We start from the raw sequence: 16,537 nt of genomic DNA on the forward strand, positions 1-16,537 counted from the left end.
TGAATAGTGAATAGTGAATAGTGAATAGTGAATAGTGAATAGTGAATAGTGAAATAATGCAGTATTTCGACTACTTGTCAAGTGCCGCTTTCACCTTTCACCTTTCACCTTTCCTCTCAAGTAAACAACTCGTCGGTCGCGCCCATTTGCACCGGCGGCTGCAAGCCGAAATGCAGATAAGCGTTCTGCGTTACGACTCGCCCTCTGGGCGTGCGCATGATAAAGCCTTGCTGTAATAAATACGGCTCCAGCACATCTTCGATCGTGCCTCGCTCTTCGCTGATCGCGGCCGCCAATGTATCTAGCCCTACCGGGCCGCCAGCAAAATTGTCGATCATCGTTCTAAGCAATTTTCTATCCAATGCATCAAAGCCGTTATTATCGACCTTGAGCATCGCCAGCGCTTCGCCGGCGATTTGTTCGGAAACCTTGCCGTCGCCTTTGACTTCGGCGAAATCGCGCACGCGCCGCAATAATCGATTGGCAATGCGCGGAGTTCCCCTCGAACGGCGTGCGATTTCATGAGCACCTGCCGATTCGATTACAATTTTCAGTAAATTTGCCGAACGCGTCACAATGGCCGCCAATTCCTCGACCGTATAAAATTCGAGCCGCTGCACGATGCCGAAACGGTCGCGCAACGGCGATGTCAAAAGACCTGCGCGCGTCGTCGCGCCGACCAGCGTGAACGGCGGCAGATCAAGCTTGATCGACCGGGCCGCGGGACCTTCACCGATCATAATATCGATTTGATAATCCTCCATCGCCGGATACAGCACTTCTTCGACCATTGGACTCAAACGGTGAATTTCGTCAATGAACAAGACATCATGCGCCTCGAGGTTGGTCAACAATGCCGCAAGATCTCCGGCTTTGTCGAGCACCGGCCCCGAAGTCTGACGAATATGCACATTCATTTCGGCGGCGATGATGTTGGCCAAGGTGGTTTTACCAAGGCCCGGCGGCCCGAAAATCAGAACATGATCCAATGCTTCCTTACGTCCGAGCGCGGCCCGGATAAAGATATCCATCTGCGTCCGCAGTTCTTGCTGGCCGACATAATCCTGTAAACGCTTAGGCCGAATCGCTCGATCCTGGCGCTCTTCATCATTGCTACCTTCGGCGCTGATCAAGCGGTCGCTTTGAATCATTTCGCTGCCCCTTGCAGAGCTAATCTGATGATGTCCTCACAACTTTTGCCTTCGGCAGGAATCGCGCGAACCATTCGCCCCGCATCTTGCGGTTTGTAACCCAACGCGCATAACGCGCTAATCGCCTCCTGAATCGGCTGCGCGGCAATCGTCGGTAATATCGTCTCGCCACTTTCGGCCGAAGCCGACGAACCGCCCAATTCGGGTAAGCGGTCGCGCATTTCGACGATTAAGCGTTCGGCGGTCTTTTTGCCGACACCGGGTAAGCGCACTAAAGACTGAGTATCGTTGTTGTGAATACAACGATGAAACTCTTCGGCGCTTTGGCCCGACAAGATCGTCAAAGCTAATTTAGGCCCGACACCATTGACTTTGATCAAGGTTCTGAACATCAAACGATCGGATTCGGACGCAAAACCGAATAGGATATGCGCGTCTTCCCTTACAACTAGATGCGTGAACAACTTGACCTCTTCACCGAGTTTGGGCAAGTTGTAAAACGTCGTCATCGGCGCTTCAACTTCATAGCCGACGCCATTGACATCGATCACCAATACCGGCGGCGCCTTACTCGCCAGCTTCCCCCGCAAATAACCGATCATCCGGGCACTCCGAGCCGAAGACGTTGCGCGGTTTGCTGGTAATGCGCATGACACAGGCAAATCCCAAGAGCATCGCCGGCATCGATTTGCATGTCGCCTTGTAAATTTAACAGAATTTTAACCATGTGCTGAACCTGCGCTTTTTCGGCATTACCTTTACCGACCAAGGCCTGCTTGACCTGCCTGGCCGCATACTCATAAACCGGCAAACCGGCCGCCTGTACCGCGCAGATAGCCGCACCCCGGGCCTGGCCCAATTTAAGTGCCGAATCTGCATTTTTATGCATGAAGACCTGTTCTATCGCCATTTGGTCGGGCCGGTAGAGCTCGACCACCTGTACCAGTCCTTCGAAAATGAGTTTCAACCGGTCCGGAAAATAATCCGAACCGACCCTGATACTACCGCTGGCAATATATTTCGCGCCACGGGACGTATCCTCGATGATCCCGTAACCGGTGATGCGAGACCCCGGGTCTATACCTAAAATTTTGGTCACTAAGTAATGATATCGGTTGCGGGTGAACGGCAAAAAAGTTTTTTCATTCGAAAAATACTAAAGAGAAAACCCTATTAGGAACGAGCATGAAATAACTTAGACAACTGTTGGAAGGGGGTTCGGTGGCTCGATTGACTGGTGTCTGCGGCAGGGCAGATTTTTGCTCCTGCAAAATCTGCATTCATGCCATCCATGGCAATCAGATTCCGCCGTCGAGCCTACATGGACGTATTCACCCAGCACCTAAATTCCATAGCCCTTTGGCTATGATAACTATCTCGCATAATTCATCCAGCACCTAAATAAACCATGATTTTGAATCATTGCCAAAGACCTATGGAATTTAGGTGCTGGGTTCACGACGCCCTGTCAAGCGAGTCACTGAACCTCCGCAAAGCCTACTACTCGTAAAAGTTATTTTGTACATATTCCTTACTGTGAAAGATCGTAAATTATGATTCATTATCTAATTTTTCGATATGCAAAACCCCGTTCTGGCAATGCCGGTTCCGGAGAGGGTGCGGTTGCTCGATCGACAGGCGTCGGCGGCAGGGCAGATTTTTGCTCCATGCAAAATCTGCATTCACGCCGTCCTTGGCGTTCGAGCTGCCGGCCGTCGAGCCTACATGGACGTATTCACCCAGCACCTAAATTCCATAGCCCTTTGGCTATGATAACTATCTCGCATAATTTAGGTGCTGGGTTCACGGCGTCCTGTCGGGCGAGTGACCGCACTCTCCCACCAGAGAACTTTCATTTGCCGGGGCGATGGCCAGGCCTTCATGAACGTTAGGAAAATAGACTTATGAATCGGAAAGCGATCAACCGACGGACATTTGCTCCATGATTTCATCGCTGATATCGGCATTCGAATAGACGTTTTGCACATCGTCCAAATCTTCGAGCCGGTCGATCAGCCGCATCAACTTTTCGGCTTCCTCTGCGTTCAACTCGGCACTGGTCGAAGGCTGCATCGTTATCTCGGAATTTTCCGGCTTGAAATCTTTTGCAATCAACGCTTCCTTAACGTCCATATAACTCTCCGGTGCCGTGATGACGTCGATAGACCCGTCTTCGTTGGTTACGACATCATCGGCTCCGGCTTCGAGAGCTGCTTCAATCACCGCATCTTCATCGACCGAATCCGGAAAACTGATAATGCCGACTTTGTTGAACAAATAAGCTACCGAACCGTCGGTACCGAGATTACCGCCCGCCTTACTGAAGGCATGGCGCACCTCGCCGACCGTACGATTGCGATTATCGGTCAAACAATCGACCATGATCGCAACACCGGCCGGTCCGTAGCCTTCATAGCGCACTTCCTCGTAATTTTCAGCTTCCAGCGCTCCGGTTGCTTTTTTGATCGTATTGTCGATCGTATCGCGCTTCATATTGGCGCCCAGCGCCTTATCGATCGCGGTGCGCAAGGTCGGATTCGAAGCCGGATCGCCGCCGCCCGCCTTTGCCGCAACTGAAATTTCACGAATCATTTTGGTAAAAATTTTGCCGCGCTTAGCATCCTGCCCGGCCTTCCTATGCTTGATATTTGCCCATTTACTGTGTCCAGCCATTGCGTCTCTCTAAAACTTTTAAAACGGCGGATTTTAACATTTCGCCATCAGTTAAGAAATATAATCCAACACACCAAGCAACGACGCATCGTCAACGTAGTAATCAGCGTGCTCCCGAACTTTAGGCCGGTCGACTACACCGCCGAAACCGATAAAACATGCTCCGGCCTGCTTCGCTTCCAAGTCGGTATTGCCGTCGCCGACCATTGCCAGCGACAAGCCATTCTGTTTTAAACGCTTACAGATTTCGGCTTTACCTCCGGCTCTAGCTAAAACCGAGTCGCGGTCGAAATCGATATAAGTCCCGTCTTCATTAAAAAAAACATCGACCGCATTTACATGACTCTCCGGCACATTCAAAAAAGCCGCCATCGGTAAAATAGACTGTCGAATGCCGCCGCTAACGATATAGACTTCGCGGCAATCGGCGCGTAATCTGGCAAATAATTCGGTAACGCCGTCGACGATTTCGCTTAGATATCGCTCGGCCAGCCAGTCGATCGCCGCTCGGTCCGGCTTGATCAAATCCAAACGTTGTCCATACACGGCCTCCAGCGGCACTTCGCCATTCATCGCTGCATCGGTCAATTTAGCAATGGCATCGCCTTGCCCTAAGCGCGCGGCCAACTCGTCAATGCCTTCAATCCGACTCAAGGTGCTGTCGAAATCGAAACAAATTCGATCGAATCTCATAAAATAATCTGCGTCGCTTGGAAAACCGCCGGCACATCGCACAACTGTCCCAGTATTTCATCGGTTAAAGGCTCGGAAATGCTGATCACCGCCATGGCACGCTCCTCTTCGTCAGCCGCACTCACCTCCATGCGAGTGATATTGATATTGGAATTGCCGAGTACCGCACTGATGGCCGAAATGACACCTGGCTTGTCATCGTGACGAGTCACAATCAGCGTACCTTCGGGAGCGACTTCTATTTCGAAGCGATCGATTTGAACCAGGCGCGGATGCGATTCGCCGAGGAGCGTTCCGGACAAGGCAATCGATTGATCTCCGCAAAAACCGGTAACTTTGACCAACGACAAATAATCGTGTGTTTCCTCGGTTTTCGACTCGACTAAGGCGATACCTTGCCGTTTGGCGATTCTCTCGGCATTGACCCGATTAACAGGGGTCGACAACTTACCGGCCAACAAACCGACTAAGGCCTCGACCGATACCGGACGAGCCTCGACTTCGGATGCTTTGCCCAATAAAGCAACCTCGACCCGTTCGATCGGCTTCGTCGCCAAGTTGGCCAAGACCTTGCCGAGGATATTGGCCAATCTCATAAACTGGCTGGCTTTTTTTAACTGCTCGGCAGACATCCTTGGCAAATTGAGCGCATTGACCGCCTCGCCGGTCGTTAAATAGGTCACGGCCTGGCGTGCGATTTCGACACTGACCGCGACTTGAGCTTCACTGGTCGACGCGCCCAGGTGCGGCGTAAAAACAATATTGTCCAACGCCAACAACGGCGAATTAACCGGCGGTTCATGTTCGTAAACATCCAACGCCGCTCCGGCGATATCATTATTAATAAGCGCATCGTAAAGAGCGGCTTCGTCGATCAAACCGCCTCGGGCGCAGTTAATCAGCATCGAACTCTTTTTCATTCGAGCCAATTGGTTGCGCCCGATGATGTTTTTGGTTTTTTCGATCAACGGACAATGCAAGGTCAAATAATCGGCCTTTTCAATCAATTCGTCGAGATCGACCGGTTTGACGCCATAACTTTCGAAGATTTCCGGGGTAACGAACGGATCGTATGCGATGACCTGCATTCCCAATCCTAAAGCCCGTTGAGAAACGATGCGCCCAATCGTGCCGAAACCGAGTATCGACAACGTTTTATGCGCCACTTCGGACCCCATTAATTTGGAACGCTCCCATTTCCCTGCGCGAATCGAACGGTCGGCAAACGGCAAATGACGACTCAGCGACAACAAATGCGCTATCGCCAATTCGGCGGTAGTCGTCGCATTGGCATCGGGCGTATTCATAACGATGACGCCTTGTTCGGTTGCAGCGGCCAAATCGACATTATCGACGCCGATACCGGCGCGACCGACAACTTTCAAACGTGAAGCCGCTTTGAGAACTTTCTCGGTCACTTTTGTATCGCTACGAATCAACAAGGCATCGAAATCGCCGATTATTTCGCAAAGACCGTCTTCGTTAAGTCCGGTTTCGATATGAATATGAATATCGTCTCGATCATTCAAATAGTTAATGCCGGCTTCAGCCAGCTTGTCGGAGATGAGTATTTTGTACATGGATGTCAATATCTTGAAATGGGGCTCAGAAAGTGCATAGCTTAACAGCTTTGCTATAATCGGTTAATCGTAATCAAGCAAAAAAGACAGTTCGAGATCGATTTCGATCGCAAGTCCTGTCAAAATCCCAACAAAACATTAAAAACCTCATGAAAACCAAAGAGTGGTTCATCGGATTGATCGTCGCCGTTTTAATCGCATCAGCCGCCTGGATCGCGTTCAACCCGGCATCGATGGCGGCCCCCGACATTACGTTCATGAGTATTACCGGAGAAAAAATCAAACTGAAGGATTGGCAAGGTAATCCGGTCATCGTCACCTTCTGGGCTACCGACTGCCCTAGCTGCATTAAGGAAATTCCGCATTTGATCGAATTGTACCGGGAGTATCATGAGCGCGGCTTGGAAATAATAGCGGTAGCAATGTACTATGATCCACCGAACCATGTCGTCGAAATGACCCGCGCCAAGCAAATTCCGTACAAAGTCGCGCTGGATCTGCAAGCCGAGCACGCCAAGGCTTTCGGCGACGTGCGCCTAACCCCGACAACCTTTTTAATCAAGCCGGACGGCACGATTGCTTTGCATAAAATAGGCGCATTCGACCTAAAGGATATGAAAAGTCGCATTGATTACCTCGTTCCCAAGCTTCAGCTTGGGAACGAGAAACTTCCTGCTCTTCATGGTTAAATGCTCTTCCAATCGCACACAATTAAAAGGTTGATTTATGCTCTGGTTAAAAGCTTTACATCTGATCTTCATGGTTACCTGGTTCGCGGGTTTATTCTATTTGCCGCGTCTGTTCGTTTATCACGCAATGAGTAGCGACGATATCAGCAACGAACGTTTCAAAGTCATGGAGCGAAAACTATTTTTCGGCATCATGACGCCGGGTATGATCGTCACGTTTATCTTCGGCATCTGGATGCTGATCGATTATGCCTGGGCTCTATACGGACAAAGCGGCTGGCTGCATGCCAAATTGGCGTTGTTATTTCTACTGGTGATCTATCATATTTTCTGCGGCATTTGGCTATTCGACTTCAAACACGACCGCAACCGCCGCTCCCATGTTTATTACCGCTGGATGAACGAAGTGCCGGTGCTGTTTTTAGTCGGAATCGTGATACTGGCCGTCGTTAAACCGTTTTGATCTACGATAGACATATCCCGCGCCAATTTTTCATGCCAACCAAGTAATTATTACATGACCACTACACATCCTACCGTTCTTTGCTTTTCCGGCCACGATCCCAGCGGCGGAGCCGGCATACAAGCCGATATCGAAACATTGATCAGCCACCGCTGTCATGCCGCCAGCGTCATAACGGCATTGACCGAACAAGATACGGGTAATGTCAAAAAACTCATTCCGCAAAAACCCGGCGACATCGTTGACCAAGCCAATACCATAATGGCTGACTTATCGATACAAGCGATCAAAATCGGCCTAATCGGGCATTATGAAACCGCCAAGGCCATCGGTACTATTCTTGAGCAACATCCTAACATTCCGGTCGTTCTCGATCCGGTTCTGGCGGCCGGCGGCGGCACCGAACTAGCCGGCGAACAATTGATAGACGCTATCAACGACCTCTTATTGCCCTGCACAACCGTACTGACGCCCAATAGCGTCGAAGCGCGCAAACTGAGCGGCCGGCAAGATCTCAATGACGCCGCGTTGAGTTTATTAGATAAAGGTTGCCAATATGTATTGGTCACCGGCACGCACGAACAAAGCGACACCGTGTGCAACCGGCTGTATCATGATGGCGCGCTACTCGAGTCGTTTCATTGGGAACGTCTCCCACACAGTTATCACGGTTCCGGCTGCACACTGGCATCCGCGATTGCCGCAATGATCGCTCATGGACTCGCGCCATTTTCAGCGGTCAACGAAGCTCAAGACTATACCTGGAACGCTCTCGAAAATGCTTATCGGCCCGGAAAAAGCCAGCACAACCCGAATCGACTTTTTTGGATGGAAAACGACGCATGAACATGCCTAAACGCGGGCTTTACGCGATTACTCAAACCGATAACAAAACAGTTGAAACCATCATTGAAGAAGTTGCCGCCGCGATACGCGGCGGCGCGGTGATGGTGCAATACCGAGACAAAAACCCTTCCGACACCTTGAAACTCGCCAAGGCGCTACTCGAAACCTGTCATGCGGCCAATGTACCCTTGATCGTCAATGACGATATCGAGCTGGCTGCAACGATCGGCGCGGACGGCGTCCATCTCGGCAAGGATGATGAAGATATTGTCTTGGCCAGACATCGGCTTGGTGTCAATGCCATCGTCGGCATTTCTTGTTACGACAGTATCGAGCGAGCCCTGGAAGCCGAAAAATTAGGCGCCAGTTACGCGGCATTCGGACGCTTTTATGCTTCCGGCACCAAACCGCTTGCCTCACCGGCAAAGCTGGAAACACTGCAACTTGCCAAGCAAAAATTGACGATTCCTATCGTCGCGATCGGAGGCATCCTACCTGAAAACGGCAATCTACTCATCGATGCCGGTGCCGATTTGCTGGCCGTGGTCGGTGGCCTGTATGACCGGGATACTGAGCAATCGGCAAAAATGTTTAATTCATTATTCGAGTGCTCAAACCCATGAACAAACCGCAGCCTTTGCTTGGTTTCGGACAATACGCTGTGCTTGTGCCCTTACTGATAGCGGCCTGCGCCACGAATACCGGCCCAATACGACAACAAGGCAAACAATTAGCTTTCGACCGAGACAAAGGCAATTGCCTAGCCTGCCATGCCATCGAAGACGGCGAATCGCCCGGGAATATCGGTCCACCGCTAAACAACCTGAGCGCCCGCTTCAAAACTCGGCAACAATTGAAACAACAAATCTGGGATGCGAGCGTTTTGAATCCGGAAACCAGCATGCCGCCATACGGACGCAATAAAATACTGACCGACGAAGAGCTCGATCAAGTGGTCGACTATTTATGGTCGCTCGAATAACTATACCTTTCTCACTTCAAATTTCGGCATTGCTTAAAGAGGCGCCGGGGTGTTCGGTCCCTCACCTAACGCTAGGAGAGGGGCCAGCATGGAGCTGGCATAGCGCCTACATGGACGTACTCACGGCGTCCTTTGACGAACACCCCGGTGCCGAATTTTGATCTACGATGGGTATATACCCCGCGCGAAGGGGTGCGGATAAAATTGTTACGCGATCTTGTCACACACTCTTTTGCCCATCGCGAACTGTTTAAACTCGTCTTCGGGCAACGGCTTACTGTAGTAATAACCTTGCGCATAAGCACATGGACGAGTCTTGAGAAATTCAGCCTGCCCTTCGTCCTCAACGCCTTCAGCGATGACTTCGAGCCGAAAGTTATTAGCGATATCTAGAATCGACTCGACGAGCGAAGCATCACTCGGATCGACCAGTATATCCCTTATAAAAGTCCGGTCGATTTTGATAATATCAACGGGCAGTTTCTTCAAATAACTGAGCGATGAAAAACCGGTGCCGAAATCATCCAATGCGATTTTAATGCCCTCAGACCTCAGTTTTTGCAATTGCCGAATATAATGCTCCTTGTGGCTCATCATCAAGCTTTCGGTTATTTCAACAACGAAATGATTCGCACCGACGCCACTATGGTTGATTATATCCAGCCATTTATCGACACAACTGCCGTTCACAAATTGTAACGATGAGAAATTGACCGCGATCGATAACTCAGTCTCCAATTCGCTATTCAAACCGGCAATAAAATGACAAGCCTTGGCTAATACGAACTCGCCAATCTGCCCGATAAGATTCAAGCTTTCGGCAACCGGAATAAACTCATCCGGCGAAATAAACCCTCTCACCGGATGTTGCCAGCGGATTAAAGCCTCTGCGCCGCATAGACGCTGGCTTTGCAAATCGACGACCGGCTGATAATAGACAATGAAACGTTCGAACTTAACCGCATTTTTAATATCGTTGACGATACGATGCTGACGCTGCGCCTTCTCATGCATTTCTTGGGTAAAAAAGCGATAGGCGTTGCGGCCCTCCGCCTTGGCCGAATACATCGCATTATCGGCATTTTTAAGTAATGTTTCGGCCTCTCGGCCGTCATTCGGATAAATCGTGATGCCGACACTGGCCGTAATATTCAGCTCATGGTCGTCCGCCTGAATCGGCATTTGAATAGCTTCGAGTATTTTTTCGGTCGGCGCGATCATATCGGTTTCGGACTCCAAGTTGGGGACCAGCACCGTGAATTCATCCCCACCAAACCTGGCAAAAGTATCGGACTCCCTGAAGACATGCGCCATGCGTGCGGCAACTTCTTGTAGAACGCGGTCGCCTAGCGAATGCCCAAGCGCATCGTTGATATCCTTAAAACCGTCAAGATCGATAAACATTAACCCGAATAGCTTTCGTTCCCGGTGCGCTTTGGTAATAGCCTGCTGTAATCGATCATAAAACAAGTTACGATTAGGCAATTGAGTCAGCGCATCGAAATTAGCCTGCTGATGAATCAATTGTTGAGCCCGAAGCGAGTCGCCGATATCCGAAAAAATACCGACATATTTCGAAACTCCGCCTTCCGCTTCTTTCAATGCGCTGATCGACAGCCATTCCGGGTAAATCTCGCCACTCTTACGCTTGTTCCAGATCTCGCCCTGCCAACTTCCCGATTCCTCAAGAGTATGCCAAAGATTTCGGTAAAATGACTTCGTCTGCTTACCGGAATTAAGTATTTTCGGGTCTTTTCCCAATACTTCGTTCTTACTGTAGCCCGTAATTTCAGTGAATGCCGGATTGACTGAAATAATCCGGTTATTTTCGTCGGTAATCACGATGGCTTCATTAGCGGCATCGAACACACTAGCCGATAGACGAATCTGCTGTTCGGCCAAGTATTGCGAAGTAACATCCTCGATGGTCAACACGGCCCCTGTCACTTCATTACGGGCTAATCTCCGGTAGGGATAAAGCGTGAGATCATAATGTCGCCCCTGTTTTTCTTTCTTTATCAGGACACTCTGTTGTGTCTGTATCACTTGTTGCACAGGACCGACTAGATTTTCACAATCGAATAATATTTCCAACGATTCGATTGTGAGATTACCGTTTGCCATCGAATTCAGTTGAAGAAAACGCTGACCGACTCCATTATAACGAGTGATTCGCATCCGACTATCGATCACGATCACGGCCATTTCGATGCTTTCCAGTATATTTCTCAAATCGTCGTTTAACTCTCCTAACTCCTTCGTTTTAACGGTCAATTCATCGTTCACCAAGGTTAATTCCTCGTTGATCGATTGCAACTCCTCGTTAGACGTTTCTAACTCTTCATTGGTCGACTGGAGTTCTTCGTTAGTTGCCTGCGCTTCTTCGTGCATGATTTGCCATTCGCCGACCGAGTTATCCAACGCTTCGGTCACGGTTCGCAAAGTCTCGCGAGTCGTTTGCAGCTCATGTTCCAATTCGGTAATACATAGCGCCGCCTCACGATCCGGGGGGCTAATATCGGAATGCTCGGCAACGGGCTCGAATGAAATCAGCAATAAGTTATCGTTAGCCAATTGGTGATAAACCGGCACAACCGAAATCCGGTAATGATAGCTCTTGCCTTCGAAAACCAAGGTCAAAGGCGGACTCTTGACAGGCTGATTATTGGATAACGCCTGATGGCAAAATGCTCTTAGTTCGGTTTTGAAAACCGGATCGATGATCGAGAATAGATTAAAATCCGCCTTGCCTTGCCGAATTTTAATAAAATCTTCGCAGTGATTATAAAACTCGAGAACGCGACCCTCTCGCGTCGAAAGAATACTAGGCGGCACATATTTTTCAAATAGCTTATCCTGACCCACTATTCTATGGGCCGGGAAAACCGGATTGCTGCCACGGTCATTTTCCGTCACTGCGAAATCGATCGTTTTTTTGGCATTTAAATCGGGACGAATGACGAGGGTACTGTTTTTGACGAATAACTTATTGTTACGATCGAGCCGTGTAAAGGCATCGTTCAGTTTCCATAACGACTCGGCCTGCCCGAGAAACAAAATTCCGTTATTCAGCAATGAATAATGAAAATTCTTGAGCACCTGTTCCTGCATCGTCTGATTTAAATAAATCAAAAGATTGCGACAGCTGATTAAATCCAGGCGAATAAACGGCGGATTCTTGATCAAATCCTGACGCGAAAAAATAACCAAATCCCGCAGGCTCCGATTAATACTAAAGCCTTGTTCCAGCGGCAAAAAATACTTTTCTCGGAATTCTCGACTTAAACCCTGTAAGGCAATTTCGTTATACTCGCCTCTCCGGGCGATTCGTATCGCATTGGCGTTGATATCGGTACCGTAAATTTGCACCCGATAGCGGGAAATTGCGGCACCGAGCTCTTCCATTAATAACATCGCAATCGAATAAGCCTCCTCGCCGGTCGCGCAACCGGGCACCCAAATACGGATTTCATCGCCCGGAGACTTAGCGTTGACAATCGTTTTGAGCGCATCTCTCAATGCCTCGAATGACTGTTCGTCTCGAAAAAAAGACGTTACGCAAACCAAGAAGCTGAAAGCCAAGCGTGACAGCTCTTCTGTGTTATCCAAACAAAACCGGACATATTCATCGAAGTCTTCGATTTGCAAAATAGCCATTCGACGATGAATTTGCCGGTTGATCGTACTGCTTTTGTAATTCACGAAATCCATTCCGGTCGCACTCAAGATGCGGTCGATCAACAAGTTGACCGCATCCGGCGCGCCTTGCGCCGGATTGTTTCCAAGATTCTTTTCGAAATTACGCGCTATCGCGGCTAACTTTCCGGCGGCCTCCGCCGGCTCAACCACCAAATCGACATCGGAACAATTGATCGAGGCCTTCGGCATACTGCTGAATTTAGCCGATTCCGGGAGCTGAGCCATCGTAATGCCGCCCGCCGCTTTGACGGCTTTCAAGCCATTCGCGCCGTCGCTACCGGCTCCTGAGAAAACAATGGCTATGGCCTTATCTTGGCATGACTCGGCAAGACTCTTAAAAAAATAATCGATTGAAGCCTTAGGAACTTGGTTAGAAGGCGGCCGGCTTAATTTGAAATGATTGTTGTCGATTGCAATATCGAAATCGTGAGGAGCGACATAAATAGTATTGGTCTGTAAACGAGCACCGTTTTTAGCTTCGTTAACCGGCAGAGTCGTTTCTTTGCGTAATAATTCGGCCAACAAGCTAGGCTGATCGGCCGAACTGTGCTGCACCACAATAAAACTCATCCCGGTATCCGACGATAAATGCGACACGAACGGAAGCAAAGCCTCCAATCCACCCGCAGATGCGCCAATGCCAACAACAATCATGCTTGAATAATAATAGTGATAGTAATAAACCTACAAAGATTAGCATATTTAACGATTCTTTATGAGTAATCGCATAAAATGCAATCGACTACTCAAAAAAACTTATCTGACTGATCACCGCACATTAATGGCATCTGGATAAAACAACTGCTGCCCCGACCGTTTGAAGCCGGCTATCAATGATTGCCCTTGCTTGCCGGTGAGAAATGCAATGTATTGCCTAGCCAATTCGTATTGAGCGGTGGAATAGCGTTTGGGATTGACGGCAATGAGATGATACGGATTGAATAACGTCGGATCATTATCGAAAACAATACCGATTTCGACTTTATCTTGATAGGAAATGAATGTACCCCGGTCGGTCAAGGCGTAGGCTCGTTTTTGATCGGCCATTTGCAATACGGCGCCCATGCCTTGTCCGGTCGATATATACCAAGATCCTTGAGGCTCGATTTTTAACTCGCGCCAAATTTCCTTCTCTTTCAGATGCGTTCCAGACTCATCGCCACGAGAAATAAATACCGACCGGTTCCGTGCTATTCTTGCAAAAGCTTCATTGACCGATCCGGAAGCGCTGACTCGAGCCGGATCGGCATTGGAACCTACGATGACAAAATCATTATGCATCACAGGCACACGATCGACTCCATAGCCGGCATTAACAAAAGCTATTTCCGCTTCGGGCGCATGCACCAACATCAAATCGACATCGCCGTTTTCACCGAGCTTCAAGGCTTTGCCGGTTCCGACCGCAATCACATGCACCTTGACGCCATACCGTTTTTCGAAAACAGGATTCAAGACCGACAACAAACCCGAATGTTCGGTGCTGGTAGTTGTAGACATCCGAAGAATCGGTTCGGCATGAAGATGGCCAGCTATTAGTAAAAAACTGAGTATGAATAATAGTTTGATCATTTTCATGGCTTTTACTGAGTCGATCCAAAGAAAAAGGGGCGGGTTAAATATCTTCTGTGAGAGCGACGCCTACGTCGCGATGTCGAAGCTATTGATACTTGGCAGCCGATGATTTTTATCGAAGCCTTGGCGTTTTCGGCTTCGATACCATTTGTTGGTTATCCAAGCTTCCGGGCTTTCCCTCACCTAGCGTTAGGTGAGGGACGATCTGGGGATCGCTCCCACGGCTTATACCGGAGCCCTCGAATCGCTCTAAGGATTTCGCGAAAAATAACTTTCTGGAGTTATGAGCTTTGTCGAGGGTTCGGTAACTCGCTTGACAGGACGCCGTAAACCCAGCACCTAAATTATCCAAGATAGTTAACCATAGCCAATGGACTATGGAATATAGGTGCTGGGTGAATACGTCCATGTAGGCTTGACGGCGGTAATTGATTGCCAAGGATGGCATGAATGCAGATTTTGCATTACGCCATGGATGGCATGTATTAGGGCACCAACAGTAGGCGCTTTAAGCGATGCAGGGCAGAAAAATGCTCCTGCATTTTCTGCATTCATTACATCCATGTAACTCAGCAATTGCCGAGGAGCAAAAATCTGCCCTGCCGCCAACACCTGCCAATCGAGCAACCGCCCCTCCAAAAAAGGGAAGTTATTTATGACCAAATCCTAAATAAAACCTTGGCAATTAAGTGAGTTAATTTTAGCGACATTCTTAGCTTGATGCGTATGGAATAAACGTCTTAGGATTCGCCAGTCGCGACGAAGGCGTCGCTCCCACAAAGGACTCCAAGAGCCGCCCATTCACCATTAACTGCTCACTATTCACTAGCATTACTCAATGACATCAATGCCACCGATATAAGGCCGCAACACTTCCGGCACATGAATTATCCCTTGCTCGTCCTGATAATTTTCGATCACCGCAATCAATGTCCTTCCTGCAGCCAACCCGGAACCATTCAGCGTATGAACCAATTCCGGTTTGCCGGTTTCGGGATTGCGCCAACGTGCCTGCAAGCGCCTTGCCTGAAAATCTTTGAAATTGCTGCATGACGAAATCTCCCGATAGACGCCCTGCCCCGGCAACCATACTTCCAAGTCATAGGTTTTCGCCGATGAAAAACCGGTATCGCCGGCACACAACAACACTTTACGATACGGCAGTTTAAGTTTTTTCAGAATCGTTTCGGCATGCCCAGTCAATTCTTCATGAGCGGCCTCGGAGTCTTCCGGCTTAACGATCTGCACCAATTCGACCTTTTCGAATTGATGCTGACGAATCATGCCTTTGACGTCCTTGCCGTAAGCACCCGCTTCACTTCGAAAACACGGCGTATGACAAACGAACTTCAAGGGCATATTCTTAGCATCGACGATTTCGTCGCGCACGATATTGGTCACTGGCACTTCGGCAGTCGGGATTAAATAATACGGCGGCTCGCTTCCAACTTTGAATAAATCCTGCTCGAATTTCGGTAACTGTCCGGTACCGCGCAAACTCTGCGCATTGACCAGAAACGGTACATAGGTTTCGGTATAGCCATGTTCGCTGACGTGCGTATCGAGCATAAATTGAATAAGCGCCCGCTGCAAGCGCGCCAGCGGTCCTTGCAACACGACAAAACGCGCACTGGCAATCTTCGCGCCCAATTCGAAGTCCATGCCGCCGACTTTCGCTCCCAATTCGACATGATCCTTCGCTTCGAAATCGAATTGCGTCGGCTCGCCCCATTGGCTAATTTCGACGTTACTTTCCTCGTCGCGGCCGTCCGGCACCGAATCGTCTAAGATATTCGGAATCCCTTCCATCAATTCGGTCATTTTGGACTGGATGTCGCTGAGCTCGGTTTCCGCCGCTTTCAACTGGTCGCCTAAATGTTGGACCTGATCGAGCAAGGGCTGAATATCTTCGCCATTTGCTTTGGCCTTGCCGATCGACTTCGACCGGCTGTTACGGTCGTTTTGCAGGTCCTGCGTTTTGACTTGTATCGCCTTACGCTTGGCCTCCAATTCGGAATAAAAGGCCGCATTGAATTCGAACGCACGGCGCATCAGTTGCTGTTGAACAAAATCGAGATCGGATCTAAATAAACGAGGATCTAACATTTGGACTTTTTTTTACCTTGTAATAAAAAAAGTATTCCTAAGAGTACTAAGAACGCTTTTATAGAATAATTATCCTAGAT

15 protein-coding genes are annotated in these 16,537 nt (G+C 49.1%); 5 read left to right on the forward strand and 10 right to left on the reverse strand.

Annotated features, from left to right (window positions below; genetic code table 11):
• Positions 1-116: 116 nt before the first annotated feature.
• The 6 genes from ruvB to serA form a co-directional block, all read right to left on the reverse strand.
• A complete protein-coding gene (gene ruvB / locus ACRJJO_RS16580; RefSeq protein WP_431066794.1) occupies positions 117-1,148 on the reverse strand; it encodes a Holliday junction branch migration DNA helicase RuvB in 1,032 nt (343 codons plus the stop codon).
• Positions 1,148-1,753, reverse strand: coding sequence for a Holliday junction branch migration protein RuvA (gene ruvA / locus ACRJJO_RS16585; RefSeq protein WP_431066763.1), 606 nt, complete (start codon positions 1,751-1,753; stop codon positions 1,148-1,150). The genes ruvB and ruvA overlap by 1 nt, the downstream gene beginning before the upstream one ends.
• On the reverse strand, positions 1,750-2,250 hold the full coding sequence (gene ruvC / locus ACRJJO_RS16590) for a crossover junction endodeoxyribonuclease RuvC (protein WP_014147527.1): 501 nt from the start codon (positions 2,248-2,250) through the stop codon (positions 1,750-1,752). The genes ruvA and ruvC overlap by 4 nt, the downstream gene beginning before the upstream one ends.
• An 821-nt stretch (positions 2,251-3,071) precedes the next feature.
• Positions 3,072-3,824 carry a YebC/PmpR family DNA-binding transcriptional regulator gene (locus ACRJJO_RS16595; protein ID WP_431066764.1) on the reverse strand — a complete coding sequence of 251 codons (753 nt, stop codon included), beginning with the start codon at positions 3,822-3,824 and terminating at the stop codon, positions 3,072-3,074.
• 51 nt (positions 3,825-3,875) lie between these two features.
• Positions 3,876-4,517, reverse strand: a complete 642-nt coding sequence (locus tag ACRJJO_RS16600) for an HAD-IB family phosphatase (protein WP_431066765.1) — start codon at positions 4,515-4,517, stop codon at positions 3,876-3,878.
• Positions 4,514-6,097: a phosphoglycerate dehydrogenase gene (gene serA / locus ACRJJO_RS16605; protein WP_431066766.1), complete on the reverse strand. Its 1,584-nt coding sequence runs from the start codon at positions 6,095-6,097 to the stop codon at positions 4,514-4,516. The genes ACRJJO_RS16600 and serA overlap by 4 nt, the downstream gene beginning before the upstream one ends.
• Positions 6,098-6,246: 149 nt before the next feature.
• On the opposite strand from serA, the gene ACRJJO_RS16610 reads away from it, so the two are divergent.
• The 5 genes from ACRJJO_RS16610 to soxX are packed head-to-tail and all read left to right on the forward strand — an operon-like array spanning position 6,247 to position 9,077.
• Positions 6,247-6,786, forward strand: a complete 540-nt coding sequence (locus ACRJJO_RS16610) for a peroxiredoxin family protein (protein ID WP_431066767.1) — start codon at positions 6,247-6,249, stop codon at positions 6,784-6,786.
• Positions 6,787-6,823: 37 nt separating this feature from the next.
• On the forward strand, positions 6,824-7,249 hold the full coding sequence (hemJ, locus tag ACRJJO_RS16615; protein WP_431066768.1) for a protoporphyrinogen oxidase HemJ: 426 nt from the start codon (positions 6,824-6,826) through the stop codon (positions 7,247-7,249).
• 54 nt (positions 7,250-7,303) lie between these two features.
• Positions 7,304-8,095: a bifunctional hydroxymethylpyrimidine kinase/phosphomethylpyrimidine kinase gene (gene thiD, locus ACRJJO_RS16620; RefSeq protein WP_431066769.1), complete on the forward strand. Its 792-nt coding sequence runs from the start codon at positions 7,304-7,306 to the stop codon at positions 8,093-8,095.
• Positions 8,092-8,718 carry a thiamine phosphate synthase gene (thiE, locus tag ACRJJO_RS16625; RefSeq protein ID WP_431066770.1) on the forward strand — a complete coding sequence of 209 codons (627 nt, stop codon included), beginning with the start codon at positions 8,092-8,094 and terminating at the stop codon, positions 8,716-8,718. Before thiD ends, thiE begins: the two co-directional genes overlap by 4 nt.
• Positions 8,715-9,077: a sulfur oxidation c-type cytochrome SoxX gene (gene soxX / locus ACRJJO_RS16630; RefSeq protein WP_431066771.1), complete on the forward strand. Its 363-nt coding sequence runs from the start codon at positions 8,715-8,717 to the stop codon at positions 9,075-9,077. Before thiE ends, soxX begins: the two co-directional genes overlap by 4 nt.
• A 207-nt stretch (positions 9,078-9,284) precedes the next feature.
• Here soxX and ACRJJO_RS16635 read toward each other — a convergent pair whose 3' ends face one another.
• The 4 genes from ACRJJO_RS16635 to serS all read right to left on the reverse strand — a co-directional run bounded on the left by ACRJJO_RS16635 (position 9,285) and on the right by serS (position 16,457).
• The gene (locus ACRJJO_RS16635) at positions 9,285-13,430 is read right to left on the reverse strand and encodes an EAL domain-containing protein (RefSeq protein ID WP_431066772.1); all 4,146 of its coding nucleotides are present in this window, start codon (positions 13,428-13,430) and stop codon (positions 9,285-9,287) included.
• Between the two features lie 114 nt (positions 13,431-13,544).
• Positions 13,545-14,354, reverse strand: coding sequence for a substrate-binding domain-containing protein (locus ACRJJO_RS16640; protein ID WP_431066773.1), 810 nt, complete (start codon positions 14,352-14,354; stop codon positions 13,545-13,547).
• A gap of 372 nt (positions 14,355-14,726) precedes the next feature.
• Positions 14,727-14,978 carry a hypothetical protein gene (locus ACRJJO_RS16645; RefSeq protein WP_431066774.1) on the reverse strand — a complete coding sequence of 84 codons (252 nt, stop codon included), beginning with the start codon at positions 14,976-14,978 and terminating at the stop codon, positions 14,727-14,729.
• A gap of 204 nt (positions 14,979-15,182) precedes the next feature.
• Positions 15,183-16,457 carry a serine--tRNA ligase gene (gene serS, locus ACRJJO_RS16650; RefSeq protein ID WP_431066775.1) on the reverse strand — a complete coding sequence of 425 codons (1,275 nt, stop codon included), beginning with the start codon at positions 16,455-16,457 and terminating at the stop codon, positions 15,183-15,185.
• Positions 16,458-16,537: the final 80 nt, after the last annotated feature.

The organism is Methylotuvimicrobium sp., from assembly GCF_050611805.1.
GTDB lineage: Bacteria > Pseudomonadota > Gammaproteobacteria > Methylococcales > Methylomonadaceae > Methylotuvimicrobium.

Bases quoted from the DNA above. Each gene is read 5' to 3' on its own strand.
- ruvA (WP_431066763.1), bottom strand. From the start codon at position 1,753: ATGATCGGTTATTTGCGGGGGAAGCTGGCGAGTAAGGCGCCGCCGGTA.
- ACRJJO_RS16595 (WP_431066764.1), bottom strand. From the start codon at position 3,824: ATGGCTGGACACAGTAAATGGGCAAATATCAAGCATAGGAAGGCCGGG.
- ACRJJO_RS16600 (WP_431066765.1), bottom strand. From the start codon at position 4,517: ATGAGATTCGATCGAATTTGTTTCGATTTCGACAGCACCTTGAGTCGG.
- serA (WP_431066766.1), bottom strand. From the start codon at position 6,097: ATGTACAAAATACTCATCTCCGACAAGCTGGCTGAAGCCGGCATTAAC.
- ACRJJO_RS16610 (WP_431066767.1), top strand. From the start codon at position 6,247: ATGAAAACCAAAGAGTGGTTCATCGGATTGATCGTCGCCGTTTTAATC.
- hemJ (WP_431066768.1), top strand. From the start codon at position 6,824: ATGCTCTGGTTAAAAGCTTTACATCTGATCTTCATGGTTACCTGGTTC.
- thiD (WP_431066769.1), top strand. From the start codon at position 7,304: ATGACCACTACACATCCTACCGTTCTTTGCTTTTCCGGCCACGATCCC.
- thiE (WP_431066770.1), top strand. From the start codon at position 8,092: ATGAACATGCCTAAACGCGGGCTTTACGCGATTACTCAAACCGATAAC.
- soxX (WP_431066771.1), top strand. From the start codon at position 8,715: ATGAACAAACCGCAGCCTTTGCTTGGTTTCGGACAATACGCTGTGCTT.
- ACRJJO_RS16635 (WP_431066772.1), bottom strand. From the start codon at position 13,430: ATGATTGTTGTTGGCATTGGCGCATCTGCGGGTGGATTGGAGGCTTTG.
- ACRJJO_RS16640 (WP_431066773.1), bottom strand. From the start codon at position 14,354: ATGAAAATGATCAAACTATTATTCATACTCAGTTTTTTACTAATAGCT.
- serS (WP_431066775.1), bottom strand. From the start codon at position 16,457: ATGTTAGATCCTCGTTTATTTAGATCCGATCTCGATTTTGTTCAACAG.